The following is a 23630-nucleotide window of genomic DNA, read 5'->3' as shown; positions in this document are numbered from 1 at the left end:
CAAGTATATTTTGAATCAACAAATGGTAGTGGAGACAAAAATCATCATATGAGTAATAGAAAATTTAAAGTATATATTTCATTCAATATTACACATAAGACTAATGGTAAAAAATATTCTTTCAGTAAAATGTTTGATGCAAATAGAGAGTTCAAAATAGAGAGTACTTACAATGCTTATCTAAATGAAGGTAATTATCATCCTGAGTGGGGTTCGATGTATGATTAACATAAAATATACCTAACTATTTATAAACGAGTAAAGAAGGAGCTGTTCTTAAGAAGACAGCTCCTTCTTTTTTGCCCAAAAGCCCATACTCAGTCTAAAAAAAGTCATATTACAACACAAATAAAAGACTACTAAACAATTATACGACAATATTTTAACAAGAATCACACCCTACAAAAAGTCATATCAGAGCTTACACCAGCCTTATTTCCAGTCAATTATTACTAATTTCAAAACACATAAAATTCTATGTTTAACGCTAAATTATGTTATCATGAAAAAAGCTTTGTACACATTTATCGCTGTTTTTGTATTTACACTTACATGCAGTAGCCTGAAAGCCCAGTCAGTCGACGTATTTTTCACAAATGACAAGCTAAGTTCTGACAAATCGAAAGTGACTGCTGATGTTTACAGCAGCCAGCCGTCAACTGTTGTTTTCGAATTGAGAACAAGCAAGCATCCTTCTTTTTCGTACAGTGCAGCCGGATATAAGGTGATAGATTGGTCAAATTATATGAGCTGCTATGTGCCCAATACGAGTACGATGGTTACTTACATGACAGTAAATCTGCCTCAGGGATACTCTCCTATCGAAATCTATTTAACAAATTACCCTACAGTAATAATGCTACTCAGCAAAGTAAACGGAGTTGCAGCTAGTACCCGCCCAATTGTTTTCGCAAATTATTATTGAAATTTATTCATAATACAAGATCAAAAGCGTCTGGATATTCAGGCGCTTTTTTATTTCCGACTCTACCCTGCGATTTTATTATCACTACAAAAACATTACCTTTGCAATCTATCCTAAAACATTATGACAAAAGCTATTTTTTTTGATATAGACGGCACGTTATTAAGTTTCAAAACACACTCGGTTTCACAATCTACAATCGATGCTATTAACGAAGTAAAGAGACAAGGCATCAAGGTTTTCCTTGCCACAGGTCGCTTGAGAAAGCAGATACAAAATCTGGGAGGCTTGGAGTTTGATGGCTTTATAACCGTAAACGGAGCGTATTGTGTAACTACCGATCATGATGTTATCTTCAAAAAGCTGATCCCCAAGGAAGAGCTGAAGTCGCTGATCGAGTATCAACAAAACGAGGTGAAATTTCCTTTAGCCTTCATGCTCAACGAAGGTTCGTTTGTAAACTATGTAGACAGCAATGTGGAAAAGATAGCTAACCTTGTGAAGGTAAATGTGCCTCCTGTAAGAAACCTAGAGGAGATGATCGATCAAGAGGTTCTACAAGTAAACCTGTATGTAGATGATGCGTTGGAAAAAAGAATAATGAACGAGGCATTGGTAAGTTGCCATGCCAGCCGATGGCATCCTACATTTGCCGATGTAAATATCAAGGGGATAAACAAGAGCACAGGGATAGATAAATTTCTCGAACATTTCGGCATCCACAAGTCCGAGACGATGGCTTTCGGAGATGGAGGCAACGATATAGAAATGCTTCGCCACGTGGCTATCGGCATAGCGATGGGAAATGCCGGCGACGATGTAAAAGCGGCGGCCGACTACGTTACCGATGACATAGACGAGAATGGCGTTGCAAATGCATTAAGGCATTTTGGAGTAATAAAGTAAAAAGAGGTGAAAATCCCTTCCACCTCTTTTCAAACCTAAAATCACCTAAATTCAGGAAATACTGTTCCTAGTTATTTAGACAAGGAATTGCATATCTCCAAATTCACCTTTTTTACTCGTGGTTCGTCCACTTTTATTTCTTTTCTATCGTATGTTATGAAGCCGTTTACTTCGCCTTCCACATCCGTAGTCTGGGTGTAGACAGCAGCAGAGAAACCGGCTTTGATAAGCTTTTTCAACTGTTCGGCATACTTCACATATTCGTCTGTCACTTCTTTGGCATTCTTAAACTGAACGTATCCCCAGTTTTTGTCAGGCTGCCACAGATGGTTCTGAAGCGGAAGACCTATACCTCCATACTCTCCAAGCACTGTAGGACGTTCGGCATCGTAGAGATACATGTCAGGGCCCGGATAGTTGTGCAAGTCGAGCATATCGCCTGTACGGTAGAAGTTACCGCCACTAGCAGGGTTTACAAGGCGAGAAGGATCATACGCTTTTGTCCATTCGGCAATCTCCTGTGTTTTGAACTGTCCCCATGCTTCGTTGAACGGAACCCACACAGCGATAGAAGGATAAGAGATCAGATAATCCATAATCGCTTTCCACTCCTGACGATAGTTTGCTTCCGACTCGGCACTACGAATCAGCTCCGATCCTTTGAAGTAATCTCTGTTTTGCCACTGTGGCGAACGGTCACCGTTAGGCATATCTTGCCAAACCAATATCCCCAGACGATCGCAATGCGTGTACCAGCGTGCAGGCTCTACCTTCACGTGCTTGCGTATCATATTGAATCCAAAGTCTTTCGTTTTCTGTATGTCATACACCAAAGCCTCATCGGTAGGTGCGGTATATAGTCCGTCGGGCCACCAACCCTGATCGAGCGGGCCAAACTGGAAGTAATCTTTATTGTTGAGTTGCAAACGCATAATGCCATTATCGTCACGCTTGAACGAAACCTTACGCATGGCCGTATAGCTCTTTACCTTATCCTGAGCTTTGCCTGCACTGTAAAGCGTTACTTCTACATCGTACAAGAACGGACTTTCGGGCGACCATAGTTTAGGGTCGGCGATAGGCAATTCGAGCGTCTGTCCCGCAACGGCTTTTCCCGAAGCTACAGTTTGTCCTTTATCTTTTACTACTACCTCTACAACATCTGAAGATGAAGTATTTGCCGCACATACATCGAATGCTATTTTCTTCGTATCGAGGCTCGGTATAGCCTTAATATTGGCAATATGTTTGTTATTCACCGGCTCTAGCCACACTGTTTGCCAGATACCCGACACAGGAGTGTACCATATACCGTGAGGGTCTTTGTGCTGCTTGCCGACAGGCTGATAGCCGTCTGTGGTAGGATCCCAGACTTTCACAACCAATTTTTGAGCACCCGATGTAAGGAAAGGAGTAACATCAAAGCTGAACGGAGTATATCCGCCCTTGTGTGTACCCACTTTTATATCGTTAACAAAAACCTCTGTCTTCCAATCTACCGCACCAAAGTGAAGGATCACATTCTTACCCTTCCACGACGATGGTACAGAAAAAGTTCGTTTGTACCAAAGTTCGTTTTTTGCTCCAAGTTCCTTTTGCACTCCCGACAGGCTCGACTCTACAGCAAACGGAACAAGTATCTGTCCGTCGAAACTGCGAGGTTCGGCTTGTCCGATGGGTAAGATTGCATATTCCCATAGTCCATTTAGGTTTGCCCACTCGGTACGCTCCATTATCGGACGTGGATACTCGGGCAATATGTTTTTGGGATCAAGCGATTCTGCCCATTTTGTTTTTATCTTATCTCCCGCTGGTTTCCATTGGGCAAAAAGACCAATACTGGTGACAAATAAAATTAACAATAAAAAATTCTTCTTCATATCTTATATTTTGAGTTAATGATTCCTTGTAGAATAAAGCTTATTCTATAAAAATTAGCGATATGTTATGTTATTCTTCGTGTAGTGAGAGAAAGAAAACTTTCGTCTTTCTTTACTTCCCGAACGAAGCTTATGTTCTGGGCTCGCTTCGTCCGGGGCAGTAAATACCAATCATTAATTAGGTTGCAATCTCCTATCTATTACAATCACTATATCTTTAAAACACAGGCTTATCTGCCGAAGAAGACGGTTTGCCTCCCTCTATATAAGGCCATGAATTGTTATCCCATTTTACCTGATCGAGCAGCAGTATACGCCCATTGGGGTGGTTAAGGTCTACGCCATGGTAGAATATCCAGTCGTTGCCTGCCTTGTCCTGTACGATTTCGGAGCAGTGTCCGTTGCCTACAAAGCGGGAGCTTTTGCTTATCACCACCGTATAGCCGTTGTCCATCATATCCTTGCCAGTCTTATCCACATAAGGGCCAAACAATGATTGTGAACGACCAACAACAAGCTCGTACGTACTGTTTGCACCTTCGCAACAACTGCCTATAGACGCAAACATGTAGTAATAATTTCCTTTCTTGTGGATATATGTTCCCTCAAAGGCTGTTCCGGCTATTTGCTTTTTCTGCGCTCCTTCTTTTACCGACAGTCCGTCGTCGCTCAGCTCTATGGCATAAATGCCTCGGAAGCTGCCCCAAAAGAGGTATTTCTTGCCTCCTTCTTCGATGTAAAACTGGTCGATGGAATTCTGAACGCCGATCTCGTTGCTTCTAAAAAGCTTTCCTTTGTCGGTGAATGGTCCTTCGGGCTTGTCGCTAACAGCTACGCCAATGCCGCATGTCCACTCGCCACCCCATACCGACATGGAGTAGTACAGCACATATTTGCCGTTGATGTAATTAATATCAGGCGCCCACAAACCTCCGTTGGGCTCGAAGGTGGGGCGTGTGGCATCCGTAAATGCCGTTCCTAAAAATGTCCAGTCTACAAGATTATCCGACCTGTAGATAGGAGTATTTCGTGTATTCTCTGTTGCATACAAATAAAAATGTCCATCCTGTGCCTTTATGATTGTTGGGTCGGGCAGGCTCAGAGCCACTACAGGATTTGTATATTTCTGATTTGGAGTTACAGGTGCTCCTTTTTTAGAACTGCTACATGCATTACATCCCGTTGCCACAAGCAATTGGAGAATGAACATATATGTAAAAATTTTCTTCATGGTATTATTCAAATTTTATTGCATTATCTTATGACATGCTTTTCGTAGCGTTCTGCACTGCTAAGTTAGCATGCCAAGAATAAAAGATAAGTATACTTTTCAACCAAAAAAGTGTCAAAATAAGCCAAATTCGGCTTTTGACTAGTTTTTATTACTATTTGACCGATTTTTATCATTAGCGCCACTCTGCTTTAAGGCTGTTATATTGGGTTGGAGATGGAGGGAGAATTTGTTTTAGATTCTTATCATCCCGACCAAAGGGGAAGGATCTCTCCTTGTAGACAAGAGATGTTTGGCGCTGCCGATTTTCAATTCACTCTGTTCAACATGGTAAAGAGGAATTAAACATTAATATCGCAGATTTACTTTCAACCATTTATTTTAAATTATTCACTCTAAGATCGAATAAGAATATTCATTTTTCACAAGGACACACAAACCGATGCCTACATTTAAGAAGATTTTTTGAAATTAAAATCACACAATGATTATTTTTTAGGTTGGAAAATACTTACTATAACTTTTGCCTTTAAACAATATAGGAATGACAGTGTAAAGTTGTATTTTTTATTCAAAAACATGTAAATATTAACCATTTAACAGATACATGTTATTTTGAATATTTTTATTAAAATGCATCTCTTATATTTGTTTTAATAGTCTATAAACTTTATTAACCTTTAAAATTTAAGTATATGAAAAGGATATTCTTTTTTCTCATTGTGGCTATTCTGATTAGTAGTTGTAGTGAAATCCGTGATGATTTTGATTTGGACACAAATGTAACCGCAACCAGAGGTGATGATTTTGTTTCTGAAAGAAAAGCCTCAGAAGTAGCAAATAAATTCTTCTTAACAGTTTCAAATAATAAAAATAATATTGCTAACTCCATAAAGACTATAAAAGATAAAGATACCGATACTCCTACAATGTATGTAATCAATTATAAAGAAGGGGGATTTGTGATAGTAAGTGCAACAAAGAAGTACTATCCTATTTTAGCATATTCTGAAAAGAATTCGCTCGCTATAGAAACGATAAATGAAAGCTTAAATCAAGGTGTATTTATTTGGTCTGAAAATGTAAAAAATAGAATAAAAGAGCTCAAAACAAAATCTTTTGATGAAAATACATCGAGTATAATAAATAATTCGTGGGCACTTTACGAGGAACTTGATTCGAAGGAATCTAATAAAACAAAAGGATTTTATGAAGATGAAATGGCGTTTAGACAACGTTTGTCAGAATTATATTCAAAATACCCAAGTTTCTCATTTAGCCCTTTATCATCTGCTGCAAACTTTTTGCCTTCAACCGAATATCGGAACTTATGCAATATAGCCAATATGTACGGTTCATCTCTCCAACATACAATTATTGGATATAAATCTAAACCTACACAAGAAGTTGGTCCTCTTATTAATACTGTATGGCATCAAGGCTCTCCTTATAATGGTATGTGTCCAAATGAATATCCTGCAGGTTGTGTAGCTATTGCTATGGCACAGATGATGAAGTTTTATAAACACCCAACTAAGTATAACTGGAATAATATGCCTAATTACACCGGAACAGTGGATACACAAACGTTGATTGCTAATATTGGTACATCCGTAGAAATGGAATATGGTAGTAATGGCTCGGGGGCTGATTACGAAAACACGATAATAGGCTTCCAATCTATGGGTTACAATACAGTACCCAGTAACCCTTTAGTGCCACTGGGATATAACCATACAGATGTCGAAAATTACCTTCTAAATAAAAAGCAGCCTGTTTTTATGAGTGGTTTTAGAACCAAAGAGTGGTTAGGTCTTATTTATAAAGATGGACATGCCTGGGTAATTGAAGGAGCAAAATCGAAAGACTTAACTTTAACTTATTTTGTTGAATATAAAACGGCTAACGGATATTCATCTTTGGGAGGGCCTACAGGGGATAACCCTGCATCTTCTTCTGGACACGGTTACCTATATTTCTATATCAATTGGGGATGGGGAGCTAATGGAGGAAATGGTTGGTTTAATTTTGATAACTTCAACTCTCAGAATGGAAATTATCAATATAAACAACAAGTTATATATATAGCACCTAAATAAGTATTCTATAAAGACATAGAGTAGAGTCATTCTCTTAATGACTCTATTTTTTTAATTCCAATCGATAAACCCCGACCCTTTTTAATATTTTTGACCTATTTTTTACCACAAAATAAGCTTACCCAAGAGTTCGTATGTTCGCAGATATACTGTATTTTTACAAAAATGAAAAACAGAAGACTACTTTTCACCATTTTTCTGACCGTTTTTTATACCATAAATCTATTTGCTCAGGAAAATTCCAATTTTCACTTCCGAAAGATTCAGGTAGATGACGGGCTCTCGGAAAACGCCGTGTACTGTATCCTACAGGACTCGAAAGGCTTCATGTGGTTTGGAACCAAAGACGGACTCAACCGCTACGATGGGGATAACTTCCGCATATTCAGAAAAAACAATCACAACAACCAGTCTTTGGGCAACAACTTCATCCGTTGCATTGCCGAAGGAAAAGAAAACATACTCTATGTAGGTACTGATGCCGGACTATACAGAATGGATATGACCGACGAGAGTTTTGCGAAGATAAATACCAAGACCGCCAACGGCATAGAGGTTACCTCAGCCGTAAATGCATTGTACATAGACAAAGACGGCAATCTGTGGATAGGAACAATGGCGCAAGGCATATTTATGTACAACCCCGCAAAAAAGACACTGAAAGCCATAGAGATAGAAAAATACAGGCTCGGGCTGAACGCCGCGTGGTCTATCATAACCGACAAATCGGGATCGATATGGGTAGGTACAAGGCTCGGGCTGCTCAGGTACAACCCCGACAAAGGCAAGCTGGAAGCGCCCAAAGGCATGTTTAGCATACAAGATAATTCGCAAAACGAAATCTTGTGCATGCTCGACGACAACAAGGGCAATCTCTGGCTGGGCACATGGGACGATGGCATCAGGCTCTTCAACAAGCAAACCAACGAGTACACTTCGTTCTTCGGGCTGGGATCTAAGTCGTACTATATTACGCACGTACGCTCTATATTTCAATATACCGACAACTCGCTGCTTATCGGTTCCGACGATGGGCTGTACCTCTTTAATACAGACACCAAATCGATAAGACGACTCGATGCCCCTCAGGTGAAATACAGCCTCAGCGACCAAAATGTATACTCGATAGCCAAAGACAAGGAGAACGGGATATGGATAGGCACTTACTTTGGAGGAGTAAACTATCTGAATACCTCGCTACTCAATATAGAGACTTACTACCCCGATGTTTTGCACAACCTGCTCTCGGGAAAGGCGGTCAGCCAGTTTTTGGAAGACAACTCGTCCAATATCTGGATTGCCACCGAAGACGGCGGGCTCAACTACTTTGATACCAAGACAAAGGTATTTTCGCAACCCGTAAAGACTTCATACCACAACACCCATGCCCTGATGATAGACGGCGATAACCTGTGGATAGGAACATTTTCGCGCGGGATAGACATATATAATACACGCAGCCATTCGCTGGTCAACCACCGAAGCAAGATCAGAGACGAAAGCACGCTGAATGACGACTGCATCTTCTCGCTCTACAAAACCAAGAATGGAGATATATACGTCGGTACTCCTGTAGGGCTGAACAAGTTTGACCGAAGTACCAGCAGCTTTAAGCGTATCCCCGAAGCCTTCGGCTTTATATACGACATGAAGGAAGACGACTACGGCAACCTCTGGGTGGCAACATACGGAAGGGGTGCGATAAAGCTCGACATGACCCGCAACAAATGGGTACACTACGACACGATACAGGGGCGCAGCAACCCCATTGTAGGCAGTAAGCTGACAAGCATACACATCGACAATACCAAGCGGGTGATATTCTCGAGCGAAGGGCGTGGCATTTTTATCTACGACTACAAAACGGATAACTTCAAAAATATATCGGAAGACGACGGCTTGCCCAACAATGTGATTTACGGCGTGCTCGACGACCCTTTCGGCAACCTCTGGGTAAGTTGTAACAAGGGGCTGGTAACCTTCAATACGTCCGACCCCAAAAACCATAGAATATACAACAAAGCCGACGGACTGCAGAGCAACCAGTTCAATTACAAGTCGAGCTACAAGACCAAAGACGGCAAATTTTACTTCGGAGGGATAAACGGATTCAGTTGTTTTTACCCTAAAGACCTGAGCGAGAACAAAAACGGCATCATCCCATCTATAGAGATCACCCAGATACGTGTGTTGGGAAATATCAGTGCGGAAAAAGAACAAGAGATACAAACCCGTCTGAATAAAAAACAACGCATAAAATTATCTTACAACCGTTCGTCATTCACCATATCGTACGTTAGCCTCAGCTATATATCGCAAACTAAAAACCAATATGCCTATATGCTCGAAGGAACGGACGAGGAATGGAACTATGCGGGCAACAACAAGAGCGTGACCTATGTAAACCTTTCGCCGGGCAAATACACCTTCAGGGTGAAGGCCTCGAACAACGACGGACTGTGGAACGAAACGGGCACAGCAATAGAGATAGAAATACTGCCGCCTTTTTGGCTGTCGATACCGGCACGGCTCGTTTATTTTGCACTCGTCATATTCTTTATTTATTTGTTGGTATCGTACTACACCAAGAAAAGCAAGATAAAGCAGCAGAAACACCTTGAGGCTTACAAAGCCGAACAGGAAACGCTCGCCTTCAAATCGAAGATCGATTTCTTCACCACCATTGCGCACGAAATACGCACACCGCTAAGTCTTATCAGCGCACCGCTCGAAGAGGTGATTTCGTCGGGCGAAGGCAGCAAGGAGACTCATCAGAACCTTTCGATGATAGAGAAAAACTGCGACAGGCTGACGGTGCTCATTAATCAATTGCTCGATTTCCGCAAGATGGATTCGACCAAATATATAGTAAATCCCGAAACAATAAACCTTAGCGAGCATATCAACGAACTGTATGAGCGATTTAAAAAAACGGCTCAGAACAAAAAGATAGACTTTGAGCTGCACATGCCTGCCCAACCTATAATAGATGTAATATCCGATCCGGATGCGCTGACCAAAATAATAGGTAACCTGCTGACCAATGCGTTGAAATTTACCCGAAGCAAGATTATCCTTACTCTTATACCGAACAGTGATAAGACATATACCGTGACTGTAGAAGACAACGGGCGAGGCATATCCGACAATCATAAAGAACTGATATTCGACCCTTTCTATCAGGTGCAGCAAGACGACAGTAAGGTAGGTACAGGCATCGGGCTTTCGCTGGTAAAGCATTTGGCAGAGATACTGAAAGGCAAGATTGAGGTAAAAGACAGCAAAACTGGCGGCGCATTGTTTGCGTTCACTTTCTCTGATACATCCAAAGAGTTTTCTATCGACCAAAGCGAAACGGCAAGTAGTGAAAGTACCTCCTTCGAGGATGGAGGACTGACTACGATCAACGGCAAGAACAGCGTGCTTGTGGTAGACGACAATCCCGAGATGATACAATTTATAAAAAACAGCCTGCAGAACGAATATACGGTAGACACGGCACTGAGTGCTACCGAAGCTTTGAAACTACTCGAAGACAAGAGCTTCGACCTTATCGTTTCGGATATTATGATGCCCGGCATCGACGGCATATCGTTTACCAAACGACTGAGGGCCGACCTCAACTACAGCCATATACCGGTGATACTGCTATCGGCAAAGACCGAGAATACGGCGAAGGTAGAAGGATTGTTATCGGGGGCTGATGTGTTTATCGAAAAGCCGTTCTCGATATCATATCTCAGAGCTCAGATAGCGAGTTTGCTGGAAAACAGGAAGGCGATACTCGAAGCGTTCAACCGTTCGCCGCTATCGTCTTACGCAAGCCTGGTAACCAATAGGGGTGACGAAACATTCCTCAACAAGCTGAACGAAGAGATAGAAAAACACCTCTCGGAAGAAACATTCACCGTGGAATCGCTAACCGATATACTGAGCATCAGCCGCTCCAACCTGCAACGCAAATTAAAGAGCATCTGCGGGGTTACTCCGGGTGACTACCTGCGCAATTATCGCATGAAAAGAGCATGTAAACTTCTGCTGGAGACAGACATGCGGATAAATGAAGTGGCTTACTACGTAGGTTTTAACTCGGCATCGTACTTTACCAAGGCATTCTTCAAAAGCTATGGCATGTCGCCAAAGGAATTTGTAAATAAGATGAAAAGCGGGGAGTAATATTTTCGGTAGGGGATACAAATAGCTAAGCTAAATGAAAAGAGATAATCGAAAAAATATCCTCTTTGCCATTCTATTTTATCAGATAGAATAGCAGAGAGGATAGATCAAATAAAATTTATTCGTAACTAAGTCTTATTCTAGAAGTAGTACTTTTACCACATTCATTCGTGGTATAACATGTAACTATAATCACATTGCTCATCCCTGTACTTCCACCTGTTCTAATCACTATGGTATTTGAAGTAGGATCAGTAGGCTCTAACGTTACTGCACTTGAAGCTGTAGACCATGTATATGTTTGTGCACCCGCAGAAATAGCTTGGAGTTCATAAGTTGAATTTGGTTGCAGGGTAGTCCCTCCACTACAAGACAAAATTGGAGTTTGAGGCACTCCTACACAGACTACGGAGTTTTCGGCTGCATCGCTTTTCTCTCCATTCGCTACGGCTGGCTTCACTCCAGAGCTCTGTCCACATACGCCCCCAATATATAAACACATTAGGGTAACCACTAAAATAATTTTTTTCATAAGCATAAAAAAGTTTAGTTAAACAATAGATTTAAAATGCTTCCGAGTTAAAGAAACATACGTATTATATGTATAATAAGTTTTTTAACTTATAAATGAGCTTTCGAGAAGAATATCGCTGTGTTAAAAACGCTGCATATCCACAGGCTCATCATCATTACTCCATACGAACAGGCTCTATATTAAACGGATTCCCTAAAATGAGAATATTTGTATTTGTTTTATAAAAATAACATAAATTTTTAATAAAAGACCTACAATATCAAAAAAAGAACCTCATTGTCTTTACTTTATGAGTTTACGAAAACAGAATGTATGTGTTAATCGCTCAACACCCCTTATCCTGATAGGTTTTTCTTCAATCTTTCCAAATTTTCTTTTGTATCGTGAGACAGCACGTTGATAACCAATTCGGAAGGTTGGTCTGCCTCCTCCTTTTTTTCTATGGCTGTAACCTTAGACAGAGCATTTGCATTGTAAACACCGATACATTCGCCCTCGAGCTGCTGCTGACAGATTGTCAATCGGAGATGCTCTATAGCTTCACCAAAGTGAGGGTCAGACTCGTATCGGCTGAAAGTAGCAAGACTGATTCCACAAAAAACGCACAGGCCTTCGATGGTGTATGGGCGTGACACGGGAAGCTCTACCACCTCTCCTACCCTTGCTCCCGAACGGATCAGCTCAGCTTTGTGCCAAGGGTTGCTGTCGCACCACTCGAAGTATTTATATGCCTGTGCGAGAAGGCTACCCGGGCTTTCATACCTTATCTCCCTGCCGTTGTTTTCACGGCTTTTGTAACAGGTTTTGCGGGCAGCCATTATTTATCTTTTTTCAAATGTTTCTTTGCTGTCTTTGCGGATGCGGATTGCACTGCGGAAGTTTCTTTATCTGCAATATGCTCGTTATCGGAGCTTTTAGCAAGCCAGTTTTTCAACTCTCTTACTTTGCGTATCAGGCAACTGGCACACGACTGAGGGGTTTCGTTTGTGCCGAAAACCCGATTATATAATCCATAGATACGGCCCATCGAGTAACGGTGTGTTTTCTCTACTTCGCGTACCAATGCTTCTACTTCTGATCTTAATGCTAGATTTGTCATTTTACTATTTTTTTGTTGTCGATATATTTTACAATGAAAAATACAATGAACGCAACCACGATGCCGATACCTGCCAAAGTCCACGATTGCCTCTCAAAGGCAAATATCCCCAACAGCATCCATGTGAGGTGAAAGGTGAGACAGGGACGACAATTGAAAGGCTTTCGGTCGAGAATAGTCCACACTTCGGGAAGCCTTAGCGACAGCACCACTCCGCAATAAAGGGAGGTGATAATGCAACACAGCATCGTAATAATGATAATTAGCGCATCCATATATAATAAGATAATTTTGTAGAGAAATAATGCAGTTTTTTGGGGGAAGGAAAGAGAAAAATATCCTCCTCCCTTTATGAAGAAGGAAGGAGGATAGATAAAATTATTTATATAAGATCTTATTACTATATCGTAGGATCTAATCCACCTACGCCATCGACAGATACAAAGTAATAAATAGTAACAGATTCTTTATCATTACTTGCTGTTACCCATATTGTCATCCCAAATCCCTTACTTATAATATGCTTCTTATCTACTGTAACAGATGCACTTGTCTTACTGCCTTTATATTCGACCGGAAAACCTCCATACCATTGAAATTTGGTTGCTCCTCTTATTTCGCTACCGAATGTTAACGACCCAACCCTATCGTATCGGCTTATATCGGTATAGTTCTTGATAGCATTGTAAGAAATGGTACTAGGGTTTGGATCTAAAATAATGCGAACACTGGAGTCTTCAACTGTATAGCTTTGTCCATTATAGGAGACTGTTGCCTTAGCAATGGCATTACCTTCACGTGCAGCATAATATACAGCTTCGCATGTGCCCTGTCCCGATAGTAGAGATAGTAGCATTGAGCCTTCCCAATTTACTACTACCTGGTCTCTTATATTAGAAGGAATATCTAATGTATAAGTAATTTTATTCCCTTGATAAACTGCGGAGCTACTCGGAATCATTTTGGCAGGCTTACCTTCTATTTCTACTTCTTCTCTCGCTTTAAACACCCCATATTCTGCCCTAATCTCTGAACGTATATTTGTATGAGTATATTTAACTACAAAGGTTATCCTTTTAAAGTCATTATCAGATTTGTTGGGTATTCTTCTTAAATGGTCACTATTATAAGTCCAAGAAATCTCACCTTCTTTTACTACAGCGTTGACAACTTTACAATAACAAATTATAGTATCTCCAGGATGTGCAGGATATGTAAATGATAATAGTCGATTGTCTACTGTGGAGGTAATTATTTCATCAATATATGGAAAACCTGTACTGCCGCCCGTTTCGCCGCTTGCACTTTTATACTCTATATCCAAATACAAATCTTTAATATCTCCAGTAAATCTTATTACCTTACTTTCATCGACATGATTTATTGCTAAATATAACTTTTTACCGATTGCATTCTTCGTTGTTATCTTCAACGCTTCATTTGACAAGGCTTTCCCATACCCTTCTCTTTGCATATCTGTACTAATGAGATCAAGATTAGTTATTCCTTTCAGGCTATTCCAAATAACCTCATTAGCATCCATGTAGTTTCCACATGAATATAGCTTAATCTTCCCGTTGAAATTATTATCATACGCTATCACACTTGTTAACTGTAATGATGCGGAAACAATTGTAACATCCTTAGGTAAAGATGAAAGATCAAATTCCAAATATCCTCTACCATAAGTACTGGTAGTAGCATCGTAACCGACAAAAAAACGCTTCGGATCTTTCTCTATAGATTGCTTTGCATAAGTAGTACCTTTTTTAGTTACTCCTACAAAGCTGGCTTTGGGATAAATTCGAACAAAGGTCTGCCCCATAATCGTAATCGATCCAAAGCCGAGAAAGAGCATTAGCATCAATAAAATTTTCTTCATAAGCTTAATAATTACTTTAATAGTTCTTTTTAGAAATGTTTTGAATTCAATAAACACATGTGCACAATAAGATAATATTGAAGAAAAAAGATGACGGTTTTTTCACGATTTGGATGATATTTTTTTATGAAATAGCGAAATACTTCGCTCTTCAGTACGACAGACAAGGATTATAGCCGTGAGCAATATACAAGACAATGAAAGTTCCCCTCAAACATTTATCAGATAGTCTATTATTCCTCCAAAGAGAAACTATAAAGAAAAATTGTGCGAAAAAAATCTATATTTCTTTTTTCAATAACTAATAGATAGAGGTTATTGTATATTTTAACTATAAACACATAACACACTATAGATAACGTATTTAGTACGCTTCCGTTAATTTTATAGAGCCTAGAAACAAAGTAAAAACAAAACGAATACCCTCCCTAAAGTCTTAATATAAAGAGAGTAATTATTTTATTTCCTTTTTTAATACTACCTTTGCGAAGGATTTAGAGACAAGTACAATTACAGTTTACAGTGGCTGATTACTCAAGCACATCAGACCACTTATCATATTTTAATTATTATGATCAGATATATAATCATATTATTACTCATCAATATGAACGTTTTCTTAAAAGCCCAAGTAACCATTGGGTGTGCGAGCGAACCGGTTTATGGTTCCATCTTGCAACTGAAAGAAAACGATTCGAAGGGTACAAACTCTACAAAAGGTTTTGGTTTTCCGAGGGTATTTTTATCAAAGGCAGACAAACTTTTACCAATGTTTGCAGAGGGATACAACATTGCACAAGACACTATAAACGAAGGACTAACGGTATACAACACCAACTCCAAATTTTCTAGCGGACGAGGCATATATACATGGCAACTAAGTGACTCTACATACAAATGGGTAGCCCTAAAACCAAAGGTATCGGTTGTGGAAAAAACACTGGCTGTTGCCATCAAACAAAACGTTCAGATCATCGCTCCCAGAACGAACAATTCAACAAATCCCGTGACTACAGACATTGTGTGGGATTCGATAAAAGGCATAAATGCAAACGATCTGAAGATTATAAACAACACAGACATATACCTCCCCCCGTTCAAAGATTTCAAGATAACAGGCTACGTTGGCATCTTCACCAATGGCACCGAAGGAAGCGCGACATACATCGCCAGTCGTTTTTATCTTGTGAAGAATGGAAAACCAACTGTGGAGTCGCTACCAATATCCACATGGGGATATTCAGAATCGTCAACAGAGGGCTATCACGATGGCGGGGTTACAAACCCAATTTGCATACTAAACACAGGAAAACAAGGTGCAACTATAAGAATGATAGCTAATGGACCCACAAACGACAGATTCACGCGCATGTCTGCATCAACTTCACATGATGCCAAACACATGAGCTCGATAGGCAGCTATCTACTGATAGAAGAATTATAAATAAACACAGCAAACTTTAACTTCACATTATTGTATTCTTAGAAGGGAATATAAAATCGTTTTTTACGCAAAAATCAGGACTTCCCAACCTTATACTTCATGTTCTGTCTTGCAAAACAAGACAGAACATTTTTTTATGCAGGCAAGAATATAAATAATTTGTAAAAATATCTATACCAACTCTCTACGCCTTTCTGCAAACTCCTTATTGGCAAGTACACCTTTCTTGATGCGCGAGATAGCCCGCTGTATATTATGCGCCTTAACCCCTGTAATTTCCGATAGCGAACTATAATTTATCGCAGGCTTGAGCGAGATATACATCTTAAACAGTTCAAAATCTCGAATATCGTAGTTGTCATACACATATTGCATTATATCCGACTCCAACTTGCTTTGCTTGGCTTCTATTTCACGAAAATAGCCGCTATCTACATCCGACTTGTCGTAGTTGGGCAACAGCTCACAATATCTGTTTTGCTTAATGCCCTCCGCCATCAGGTTGGTATAATACGAACGGATAAAATAGTGCATATAATTCTCGATTTTGTTTCCCGAGAAGAGAATATTCTCATACATTTTCAGATAGCTGTCGTTGAAAACATCACAGTTGTACGAACGGCGTACCTCAAGATATTGAGTCAGCTTTTTATTATTGTCGGCGAACCAACGGTTGAAAGCTTCTGCCTTTTCGGCAAAAACGATATCCGACATATCACGTTTTTTACTGAAATACTTTTTCCCTTTGTTGCCTTTGCTTACGTTGAATAATAGCATAATATAATAAGATAAAGAATGGTTAATAATTGATTATAAATACGTTGAATACACTTTTGAAATAAAGAGCACCGCACAAAAAAGAGCAGGCGATGCCCATCGGGACGAGAATCCCGACAATTATGAATAGTCACAAATTATTTGTTAATCAGCATCTTTGGCTCTGCCCCTTAAATTCGATACGGCGGGTAACCGAAATAATGCGCTCCATCACCCGCTGACCATAACGAGCTACAATCTGATCACCATTGAGATTGGTGGATACGATAATCAGCTTTCGGTATTTTTCGGCGGCATCCATCACTTCGGCAAAGGCAAGGCGGCGGTTGCCATAGCTTACCAAAGTATCTTCGGTACCAATATCGTCGAGGCTTATAACATGCTTCCTCAGCAGCTTATCTATATCGCTGTTCATCTTCTGAGCATCGTACACATTCACCACCTTGTTCATATACTTCAGCAAGATGGCGGGCAGCACATGATAGCCCAGCACCGTTTTGCCACGACCATAGTCGCCATACATAAAAAGCCCCCTCCCCCGATTGTCTGCCAACCATTCTGCTACCTCTTCGTACTCGGGCAGCCAGTGCAGTTCACTCCTTTTCTGCGCCAGACAGTCTTTCATATAGTGATAGAGCACCGTGCGAGCTTCGGGCACACGCACCATCACTTGGCTGTGAGGCACAGGCATATCGTGCTCTTTCATTCGGCTGCATATTTCGCTAAAATCGTTCATCTCCTAAGCTTTTTTGTTGTTTACACTCGGCTACGGGCTGCATGTAAGCCTCCGATTTTTCCCACGTGCGGACAGCAGCCTGCCAGTTTTTCATTTTGTTGCGCCCTATCATCCAGTCTTTTGCTGTATAGAAGTCTATAAACTTGCGGGCGTCTACTCTCCCGCCCCTTTGCGTGCAGTAAGCCTGCACTTGGTCGAAGGTGGGCACAACGAATGCGGATTTTGCACTGTTCTCATCGCCTGTAAAGGGCAATCTTTTCTTTTCAGGTTTTACCTGCTTCTTACTTGCCGGTCTGCACCCTTTTTTGTTGTACAACAGTGTATATACGGGGGAACGAAGCCTGCGCTGTCCTGCCTCAAAGTCTATCAGCCCCTTCTCTTTTAGCCTGTTGCGTGCATCTATCATGGTCTTTTCGCTAAAACCGATCGTGGCGCAGATAATGCCGTTGGTACACTCGAAAGGGTTTTCCCATTGGCGAGCGTTCGACTCCTGCATCAGGAAGTAATACATATCTGCCTCGCTGGAGCTCAATCGCACCTTACGGCGGATTTGCCAAAATAGATTTATGAGTTCAATGTAGTTCATACAAGCGATTAATTGTTTTAGAGCCGATGTTGGGTTAGTTCTTGCCGGGGAGGCACGTATTGCACTCCCATCAGCTTGTGTATCTGTCGGAAAGTATCTCCCGCGACTGTTCACATGCTTCGTTCTCGTTGCGGTTGTATTCATCTACAATAGCTCGCAGGCGTGAAGTCAGCACAGCAGAGTCTTCGTAGAGCAAATCCCAGTCGCTATCGAGTACTTCGGAGGTTTTCAGCTGTACAGTATCCATGTATGTTTCAAACTCTACACACACCCGTACACCACAGATCACATCGTCGAAATCGGGTATCTCCGACCTGTCGGATTCATACAAATGGCCGGTAACGGCTTTCACTAAGCTTGCCATCTGTCTTTCATTGCAATAGCAGTCAATTTTCAGTGCTCCCATTTTTCTTTCATTTTAATTGCCAGATTGTATTTATTTTCTTTAATTTGATAGTAAATAATACTTTCAATACAAATATACACATATTTGTGAATGCATAATACACATTTACGTGAATATTATGGTTAATTATAGTTAACTGCGATTGAATAGATAATACTGCCTAGATAATGAATAAGATAGCTCGGTAATCATTTTCTAGCAAAGACTTAAGAAGAAAGAAAAGAAGAAGGAAAAGCAAAATAATCACATTACACGCCCATTTAACAATACACAGATTAGTGAATCATGGAAATACATGAGAGAATAAAGAAAATAAGGGAAGATTTGTTTAAAGGGTCTAACATCGAATTCGCCAGATCGATAGACGAAAAACCAAATACAACAAGCAACTGGATAAGCGGAAACCGAAAGATCGGATTGGAAGTGATAGAGAAAATTCTTGCCCGGCTGCCGCAGATAAATGCAAGCTGGCTACTCACCGAAGAAGGTCCGATGATGAAAGCCGACGCCGACAAGGAAGAGCCTTACCTGATAACAAAGGCAGGGGTGAAATACTTTGAGTTGGCAAACGGAAAATACCTGATGCGAGTTCCCTTTGTACCGATAAAAGCCTATGCCAAGTACATAGACGACTATCGGGATGCCGAATTTAGCGGTTCGCTCGACGAGTACAATTTCATTGTAGACCAGATAGGACACGGAAAGTACATGGCCTTTGAGATAAAGGGCGACAGCATGGACGACGATACACGCAAAAGCCTCGCAAACGGCGACATCGTGCTGGGGCGTGAACTGGGATCGGAACACTGGAGAGACAAGTTACATACGAATGAGTACCCGAACTGGATCATTGTGCTCGACAACACCATCCTCTGCAAACAGATTATAAATCAGGATATAGAAAAAGGCACGATCACCTGCCATTCGCTGAACACCTCACCCGAATATTCAGACTTCGAGTTGAGCTTCAACGATATACGGCAGATGTTCAATATTATACAAAGGGTATCGAATATGATGTAACTTTTCGAGCAAAAGAAGAGACGCATATTAAGACAATAGGGGCGATCCCTTGTGGTCGCCTGTATATAAACGGGCAGGAACGAGTTTAAAATCCTTATAATAAAGCTTCGGGGTTGCAATTAGCAATCAACGGAGTGTCACGTAGTTAAACCCCGAAGGACGAAAGAACGAAAAATCCCGAAGAATGAAGGAGAGGCAAAAAGTTTACAATCCAGAAGGACAAAAATATTTTTATTATTATGAAAAACCTGATTCTTATTTTAATCCTAGTTCTAATCGGAAGTTGCAGCAGCAAAAAGTTCATTTCAGGAACTGTAACTGACACAGAAGGAAATCCCATATACAACATAACAGTCAATTCGCCTCAAGCCATATATGTATCTTCTTTAACAGATAATAATGGAAAATTCCGGATTTGTGTAAGAAAAAGAGACTCGATCAGACTCTGTTTCGAACACAGACTATTCTTCTATTTTAATTACAATGGGCTAGAAGATTTTCAAGATTACTACAAGAAAGAGATAGATGTAAGAAAGGAAGATAAATATATAAATGTAACATTAGAGAAAACACCTGAGCGAATCCATTGCGATTCTCTAATAAGCAAGGCTCTAGATGGAGCATATTATATAAAGGGGCAGATTTATAATAAAAAAGGACAAGCATTACCATTGGTTGATGTTTTGGTTGAAGACCTTCCTTTCATTCCTAGGCAAACCCCTTTCTTCACAACCAGCGGGCTCAATGGCGTATACGAAATTACTATACCCAATAGAGATTCAGTCAGAATTACATTCTCTGACATGCTAGATAAAAAAGAGAGGACAGTTACGATAAAAGGAGAAAACAGCAGCAACATAGATATTACATTAGAATAAATACTATTGCAACCGTCCTTTTGGATTTTAAATCCTGATGATAAAACTTCGGAGTTGCAAACCCCGAAAAACGAATAAAGTGACAATCATCAATTTATCAAACTAAATAATATGAAGACTATATACGTTATCCTATCACTCGTTATACTGACTGTATCAGGCTGTCGGTTTCAGCCAAATAATTCGGAAGGAATTATAGTCTTAAAACACACCGATGACACCCTTTCTATAAGCATATTAGACTCATATTATAGAATTAGCAAATACAAAACCTTTAAGAAAAACGATACTTTGTATATTGAAGTACTATCAATATCCTCGCCCGACACAGTATCCAAGCCTGATTTGATACCAATAGATACGACCATCAAATATATTAAATTGCAAAACGACACGATTATTGACGTTCAAAAGATACCTTTCCCAATTAGTCATTAAGGCTCACCGTCTCACCACACCGTCCTTTCGGATTTGCAATCCGAAAGTTAGTCTTATTTGGATTTCAAATCCTTATAATAAAAACTTCGGGGTTGCAAACCCCGAAGGACGAAGAGGTTGCAAACCTACAAGGACGAAGGAATCAACAGAAGGGAGAACCATAAAATATGGGGAGTTTTCTAAAACTCAACTATAAAGACATGCCAATATAACAATAAATAAATATTATAAAATAGGGGAATGCCGAAATATGACTTTTTATGTGTTAAATAAAATATTAACACATTAAAGAAAAGAGACTTAGGCATGTGCCCCACAACCCAAAATATGACTTTTTTAGGAGTATAAAATTATGCTAAAAAATTATTTTTCTATTAACATAAAAATAAATATCAAAATTATAATTCTGTTACAGAAATAGATGTATATTTGATCATAAATAGCATATTATCAGGCAACACAAAACGTTCAAGACTTCATTTTCGATATGAATTTCGATATAAATTGAAATGAGTTCGGACAATACAAATCAATATTTCTGACGATAATTCATTAGAATCTTGTGCCTTAAATGTGCAAAAAGAGGTAAGCTCTTGTGAGATAGAGAGTGAGCAGTAAAGTTCAGGTTGATATTGTTGTTTTAGAAACAATGGAATAAATGTAATATACAATATAAGTAATTCATATAATAGTCAGTATGTTAACAAAAAGTAGTGATAAAATTAATACTTCAATAAATAATAAACCATAAATCAGGCAGAATGAACACAATACACTATTTATTCATCGTATCGCTTCTGATATTTGCAGTTTTCTTTCTTTTTGCAGGGTGGAAAAACATCAAACTATTGCTAGACGACTGGGATTACATCAAATCGAACAAAACGGGCGTAGGAAGATTCCTTTATGTTGCCGGTTTTGTAGGTATCGCTGTATTGCTCTCTGTCTTAGGCTTCATTTTCATCTACTTCCTACAGATTGCCAGTTCGCAAGCTTATCTATTTTCGGAGTAAGAATTAGAACAGAAAACTTTACAATAAACGAAGGCCTACGCCACCATTCCCTCTACATCAAAAGCAAAGGGAAAGACTATCTTTTCGCTGGTCTTTCGAGCTTGTACGTTAAGATCACAACCGCAACAAGGCTATTCTTGTGCAAAAAAATGACAAAAACCCCCACATACATTCTACAAAAAAGTCATATAAAGCCCCCTACTGAAGAGAGTTAAACGACTGATATAAAAAATATTATTGCCAGCATATCGGCACAAAAAGTCATATCGCACAAAAAATGATAAAAAAGGATTCATCTTATCATTAGATTTGCATAGAATTCATTGCTATCACCTTTCCTTTATGTGTAAGATTATGTCTAAATATTATATCTCCATTGAGCACACCGAGGACATCGACACCGGGCAATATGCGATCAATGATCCGGATATTCTGATCAAAAAGCGCAGCTTCTTGATATTTGACATGATTGTAAAAAACTTTGGAACGTATAACCGTGACTTAAAGGAATATGCTGATAGATATTGTAAAATATTAAATTCTGTATCTCTCTAAACATGATAAAATTTGTCTTTATATAAATCCGAAGAGGCTGTACACCCAACACAAGCCTCATCCATTCAAAAATCCTAATCCTTAAGATCATTCTTATTAATTAAGAAAGGCCCACAAAATCACTTTGTAGACCTTTCACTTACACAAACTTTACAAACTACTTAATATATTAAAAAATACGAAAACCTATATTTTTTAATAAAAAAACAGATTAATAAAACTTTAGATTTTTCCTCAAAAAGAACAAAACTTATAAAATTATTTTGCTTTTTTTGATAGTTTGATAGTCCATATGAGAGTATTTAAAATAACTTATTATTGTTGTATTTGTAATGTTTACACAAAGATAGTCAAATTTACACATTATAAAAATTAAATTCCTTAAAAAATTCACCTACAATCCTCATTAAGAGCACATATAGACAGTAAATCACTAATTTATAGCGTATTATACACGTCATAAAAAATGTGATTTTATTTAAAAAAAATTTCAAACGCTTCTCTTAAACCTACGCATTACCAAATATCCGAGCAAAAACAACAATAAGCCCCTACCGCACCAGATCTGAAAAGATTGGAAAGAAGTCAATCGGTTGACTTCCTGCACCTCTACCACCGGATAGGGCACGGCTATGCTGTCTGTCTTAAATACAGAATCCCTTACCACCTTGTCGCGATAGAGGTATTTGTACTTCTCGAGCCACACCGTATCGCCTTTCATTTTTACCAATACAGAGTCGTAGAGGTGAATCGAGTCGCGCAACAGCTTATCCCGATATTCTACCCTGATGCTTTCTACAGGCACATACACCGTTTTGGCTTTGCATGATGCCAGCATCACAAGCAGCAAGCAGACTGACAAGCCGGCTGCATATCGCTGTACAGATTTTAGAATCATTCTTCAAATTTTAAATCGTTAATTGTATAATATAATTGAAAAGTAGTCCACTTAGTAATTGAAAAGTATACCACTAAGTGTCTCGGACGAGATTGGTTAAAGATATTTATTCCTCATTAGATTGTAACAATTTTTTAGTTTCT

At 39.5% G+C, this 23630-nt stretch carries 23 protein-coding genes; 11 read left to right on the top strand and 12 right to left on the bottom strand.

Annotated features, from left to right (window positions below):
* The first annotated feature begins 48 nt into the window (after nt 1–48).
* The 3 genes from LDB17_RS15105 to LDB17_RS15095 all read left to right on the top strand — a co-directional run bounded on the left by LDB17_RS15105 (nt 49) and on the right by LDB17_RS15095 (nt 1831).
* Nucleotides 49–228: a hypothetical protein gene (locus LDB17_RS15105; protein WP_393925124.1), complete on the top strand. Its 180-nt coding sequence runs from the start codon at nt 49–51 to the stop codon at nt 226–228.
* A gap of 274 nt (nt 229–502) precedes the next feature.
* A complete protein-coding gene (locus LDB17_RS15100) occupies nt 503–925 on the top strand; it encodes a hypothetical protein (RefSeq protein WP_252639391.1) in 423 nt (140 codons plus the stop codon).
* A gap of 123 nt (nt 926–1048) precedes the next feature.
* Nucleotides 1049–1831, top strand: a complete 783-nt coding sequence (locus LDB17_RS15095; RefSeq protein ID WP_252639392.1) for a Cof-type HAD-IIB family hydrolase — start codon at nt 1049–1051, stop codon at nt 1829–1831.
* Nucleotides 1832–1902: 71 nt separating this feature from the next.
* On the opposite strand, the gene LDB17_RS15090 is transcribed toward LDB17_RS15095, so the two are convergent.
* Both LDB17_RS15090 and LDB17_RS15085 read right to left on the bottom strand, forming a co-directional pair.
* Complete coding sequence (locus tag LDB17_RS15090) at nt 1903–3711, bottom strand: glycoside hydrolase family 2 protein (RefSeq protein WP_252639393.1); 1809 nt, start codon at nt 3709–3711, stop codon at nt 1903–1905.
* Between the two features lie 217 nt (nt 3712–3928).
* Complete coding sequence (locus LDB17_RS15085; protein WP_252639394.1) at nt 3929–4942, bottom strand: family 43 glycosylhydrolase; 1014 nt, start codon at nt 4940–4942, stop codon at nt 3929–3931.
* Nucleotides 4943–5637: 695 nt separating this feature from the next.
* On the opposite strand from LDB17_RS15085, the gene LDB17_RS15080 reads away from it, so the two are divergent.
* Both LDB17_RS15080 and LDB17_RS15075 read left to right on the top strand, forming a co-directional pair.
* Nucleotides 5638–7041, top strand: coding sequence for a C10 family peptidase (locus tag LDB17_RS15080; RefSeq protein ID WP_252639395.1), 1404 nt, complete (start codon nt 5638–5640; stop codon nt 7039–7041).
* A gap of 165 nt (nt 7042–7206) precedes the next feature.
* Nucleotides 7207–11217, top strand: coding sequence for a two-component regulator propeller domain-containing protein (locus LDB17_RS15075; RefSeq protein WP_252639396.1), 4011 nt, complete (start codon nt 7207–7209; stop codon nt 11215–11217).
* 118 nt (nt 11218–11335) lie between these two features.
* On the opposite strand, the gene LDB17_RS15070 is transcribed toward LDB17_RS15075, so the two are convergent.
* The 5 genes from LDB17_RS15070 to LDB17_RS15050 all read right to left on the bottom strand — a co-directional run bounded on the left by LDB17_RS15070 (nt 11336) and on the right by LDB17_RS15050 (nt 14733).
* Nucleotides 11336–11749 carry a hypothetical protein gene (locus LDB17_RS15070; RefSeq protein WP_252639397.1) on the bottom strand — a complete coding sequence of 138 codons (414 nt, stop codon included), beginning with the start codon at nt 11747–11749 and terminating at the stop codon, nt 11336–11338.
* Between the two features lie 338 nt (nt 11750–12087).
* Complete coding sequence (locus LDB17_RS15065) at nt 12088–12570, bottom strand: DNA-packaging protein (protein ID WP_252639398.1); 483 nt, start codon at nt 12568–12570, stop codon at nt 12088–12090.
* A complete protein-coding gene (locus LDB17_RS15060) occupies nt 12570–12851 on the bottom strand; it encodes a hypothetical protein (RefSeq protein ID WP_252639399.1) in 282 nt (93 codons plus the stop codon). The genes LDB17_RS15065 and LDB17_RS15060 overlap by 1 nt, the downstream gene beginning before the upstream one ends.
* Nucleotides 12848–13126, bottom strand: a complete 279-nt coding sequence (locus LDB17_RS15055) for a hypothetical protein (protein ID WP_252639400.1) — start codon at nt 13124–13126, stop codon at nt 12848–12850. The genes LDB17_RS15060 and LDB17_RS15055 overlap by 4 nt, the downstream gene beginning before the upstream one ends.
* A gap of 125 nt (nt 13127–13251) precedes the next feature.
* The gene (locus LDB17_RS15050; RefSeq protein ID WP_252639401.1) at nt 13252–14733 is read right to left on the bottom strand and encodes a hypothetical protein; all 1482 of its coding nucleotides are present in this window, start codon (nt 14731–14733) and stop codon (nt 13252–13254) included.
* Nucleotides 14734–15304: 571 nt separating this feature from the next.
* On the opposite strand from LDB17_RS15050, the gene LDB17_RS15045 reads away from it, so the two are divergent.
* Nucleotides 15305–16177 (top strand): hypothetical protein, encoded by an 873-nt coding sequence (locus LDB17_RS15045; protein ID WP_252639402.1) that lies wholly within the window; start codon nt 15305–15307, stop codon nt 16175–16177.
* A gap of 171 nt (nt 16178–16348) precedes the next feature.
* On the opposite strand, the gene LDB17_RS15040 is transcribed toward LDB17_RS15045, so the two are convergent.
* The 4 genes from LDB17_RS15040 to LDB17_RS15025 form a co-directional block, all read right to left on the bottom strand.
* Nucleotides 16349–16954, bottom strand: a complete 606-nt coding sequence (locus LDB17_RS15040) for a hypothetical protein (RefSeq protein ID WP_252639403.1) — start codon at nt 16952–16954, stop codon at nt 16349–16351.
* A gap of 148 nt (nt 16955–17102) precedes the next feature.
* A complete protein-coding gene (locus LDB17_RS15035; RefSeq protein WP_252639404.1) occupies nt 17103–17660 on the bottom strand; it encodes a hypothetical protein in 558 nt (185 codons plus the stop codon).
* A 16-nt stretch (nt 17661–17676) separates the two neighbouring features.
* Nucleotides 17677–18420: a hypothetical protein gene (locus tag LDB17_RS15030; RefSeq protein ID WP_252639405.1), complete on the bottom strand. Its 744-nt coding sequence runs from the start codon at nt 18418–18420 to the stop codon at nt 17677–17679.
* Nucleotides 18347–18682, bottom strand: coding sequence for a hypothetical protein (locus LDB17_RS15025; protein WP_252639406.1), 336 nt, complete (start codon nt 18680–18682; stop codon nt 18347–18349). The genes LDB17_RS15030 and LDB17_RS15025 overlap by 74 nt, the downstream gene beginning before the upstream one ends.
* Before the next feature lie 285 nt (nt 18683–18967).
* Here LDB17_RS15025 and LDB17_RS15020 point away from each other — a divergent pair, with 285 nt between their 5' ends.
* From LDB17_RS15020 to LDB17_RS15000, 5 genes are all read left to right on the top strand, one after another.
* Nucleotides 18968–19705: an XRE family transcriptional regulator gene (locus tag LDB17_RS15020; RefSeq protein ID WP_006844631.1), complete on the top strand. Its 738-nt coding sequence runs from the start codon at nt 18968–18970 to the stop codon at nt 19703–19705.
* A 239-nt stretch (nt 19706–19944) separates the two neighbouring features.
* A complete protein-coding gene (locus tag LDB17_RS15015) occupies nt 19945–20583 on the top strand; it encodes a carboxypeptidase-like regulatory domain-containing protein (protein WP_252639407.1) in 639 nt (212 codons plus the stop codon).
* 111 nt (nt 20584–20694) lie between these two features.
* Nucleotides 20695–21021 carry a hypothetical protein gene (locus LDB17_RS15010; protein ID WP_252639408.1) on the top strand — a complete coding sequence of 109 codons (327 nt, stop codon included), beginning with the start codon at nt 20695–20697 and terminating at the stop codon, nt 21019–21021.
* 761 nt (nt 21022–21782) lie between these two features.
* Entirely contained in the window at nt 21783–22034 is a 252-nt protein-coding gene (locus LDB17_RS15005) for a hypothetical protein (protein ID WP_135104679.1), read from the top strand.
* 354 nt (nt 22035–22388) lie between these two features.
* Nucleotides 22389–22589: a hypothetical protein gene (locus tag LDB17_RS15000; protein WP_228093781.1), complete on the top strand. Its 201-nt coding sequence runs from the start codon at nt 22389–22391 to the stop codon at nt 22587–22589.
* A 490-nt stretch (nt 22590–23079) separates the two neighbouring features.
* Here the strand turns inward: LDB17_RS15000 and LDB17_RS14995 are convergent, their stop codons facing one another.
* A complete protein-coding gene (locus LDB17_RS14995) occupies nt 23080–23487 on the bottom strand; it encodes a hypothetical protein (protein WP_252639409.1) in 408 nt (135 codons plus the stop codon).
* Nucleotides 23488–23630 lie beyond the last annotated feature (143 nt).

The organism is Dysgonomonas sp. Shenzhen-Wh21 (assembly GCF_043392705.1).
GTDB lineage: Bacteria > Bacteroidota > Bacteroidia > Bacteroidales > Dysgonomonadaceae > Dysgonomonas.
The sequence above is the reverse complement of the archived record's forward strand: the minus strand, read 5'-3'. Positions and strand labels throughout refer to the sequence as shown.

Coding starts and splice junctions, on each gene's coding strand:
- LDB17_RS15025 (WP_252639406.1), bottom strand. CDS start 18,682: ATGGGAGCACTGAAAATTGACTGCTATTGCAATGAAAGACAGATGGCA.
- LDB17_RS15080 (WP_252639395.1), top strand. CDS start 5,638: ATGAAAAGGATATTCTTTTTTCTCATTGTGGCTATTCTGATTAGTAGT.
- LDB17_RS15095 (WP_252639392.1), top strand. CDS start 1,049: ATGACAAAAGCTATTTTTTTTGATATAGACGGCACGTTATTAAGTTTC.
- LDB17_RS15020 (WP_006844631.1), top strand. CDS start 18,968: ATGGAAATACATGAGAGAATAAAGAAAATAAGGGAAGATTTGTTTAAA.
- LDB17_RS14995 (WP_252639409.1), bottom strand. CDS start 23,487: ATGATTCTAAAATCTGTACAGCGATATGCAGCCGGCTTGTCAGTCTGC.
- LDB17_RS15105 (WP_393925124.1), top strand. CDS start 49: ATGAGTAATAGAAAATTTAAAGTATATATTTCATTCAATATTACACAT.
- LDB17_RS15030 (WP_252639405.1), bottom strand. CDS start 18,420: ATGAATACAACCGCAACGAGAACGAAGCATGTGAACAGTCGCGGGAGA.
- LDB17_RS15050 (WP_252639401.1), bottom strand. CDS start 14,733: ATGAAGAAAATTTTATTGATGCTAATGCTCTTTCTCGGCTTTGGATCG.
- LDB17_RS15000 (WP_228093781.1), top strand. CDS start 22,389: ATGTCTAAATATTATATCTCCATTGAGCACACCGAGGACATCGACACC.
- LDB17_RS15060 (WP_252639399.1), bottom strand. CDS start 12,851: ATGACAAATCTAGCATTAAGATCAGAAGTAGAAGCATTGGTACGCGAA.
- LDB17_RS15055 (WP_252639400.1), bottom strand. CDS start 13,126: ATGGATGCGCTAATTATCATTATTACGATGCTGTGTTGCATTATCACC.
- LDB17_RS15010 (WP_252639408.1), top strand. CDS start 20,695: ATGAAGACTATATACGTTATCCTATCACTCGTTATACTGACTGTATCA.
- LDB17_RS15005 (WP_135104679.1), top strand. CDS start 21,783: ATGAACACAATACACTATTTATTCATCGTATCGCTTCTGATATTTGCA.
- LDB17_RS15085 (WP_252639394.1), bottom strand. CDS start 4,942: ATGAAGAAAATTTTTACATATATGTTCATTCTCCAATTGCTTGTGGCA.
- LDB17_RS15045 (WP_252639402.1), top strand. CDS start 15,305: ATGATCAGATATATAATCATATTATTACTCATCAATATGAACGTTTTC.
- LDB17_RS15100 (WP_252639391.1), top strand. CDS start 503: ATGAAAAAAGCTTTGTACACATTTATCGCTGTTTTTGTATTTACACTT.
- LDB17_RS15065 (WP_252639398.1), bottom strand. CDS start 12,570: ATGGCTGCCCGCAAAACCTGTTACAAAAGCCGTGAAAACAACGGCAGG.
- LDB17_RS15015 (WP_252639407.1), top strand. CDS start 19,945: ATGAAAAACCTGATTCTTATTTTAATCCTAGTTCTAATCGGAAGTTGC.
- LDB17_RS15075 (WP_252639396.1), top strand. CDS start 7,207: ATGAAAAACAGAAGACTACTTTTCACCATTTTTCTGACCGTTTTTTAT.
- LDB17_RS15070 (WP_252639397.1), bottom strand. CDS start 11,749: ATGAAAAAAATTATTTTAGTGGTTACCCTAATGTGTTTATATATTGGG.
- LDB17_RS15040 (WP_252639403.1), bottom strand. CDS start 16,954: ATGCTATTATTCAACGTAAGCAAAGGCAACAAAGGGAAAAAGTATTTC.
- LDB17_RS15035 (WP_252639404.1), bottom strand. CDS start 17,660: ATGAAAGAGCACGATATGCCTGTGCCTCACAGCCAAGTGATGGTGCGT.
- LDB17_RS15090 (WP_252639393.1), bottom strand. CDS start 3,711: ATGAAGAAGAATTTTTTATTGTTAATTTTATTTGTCACCAGTATTGGT.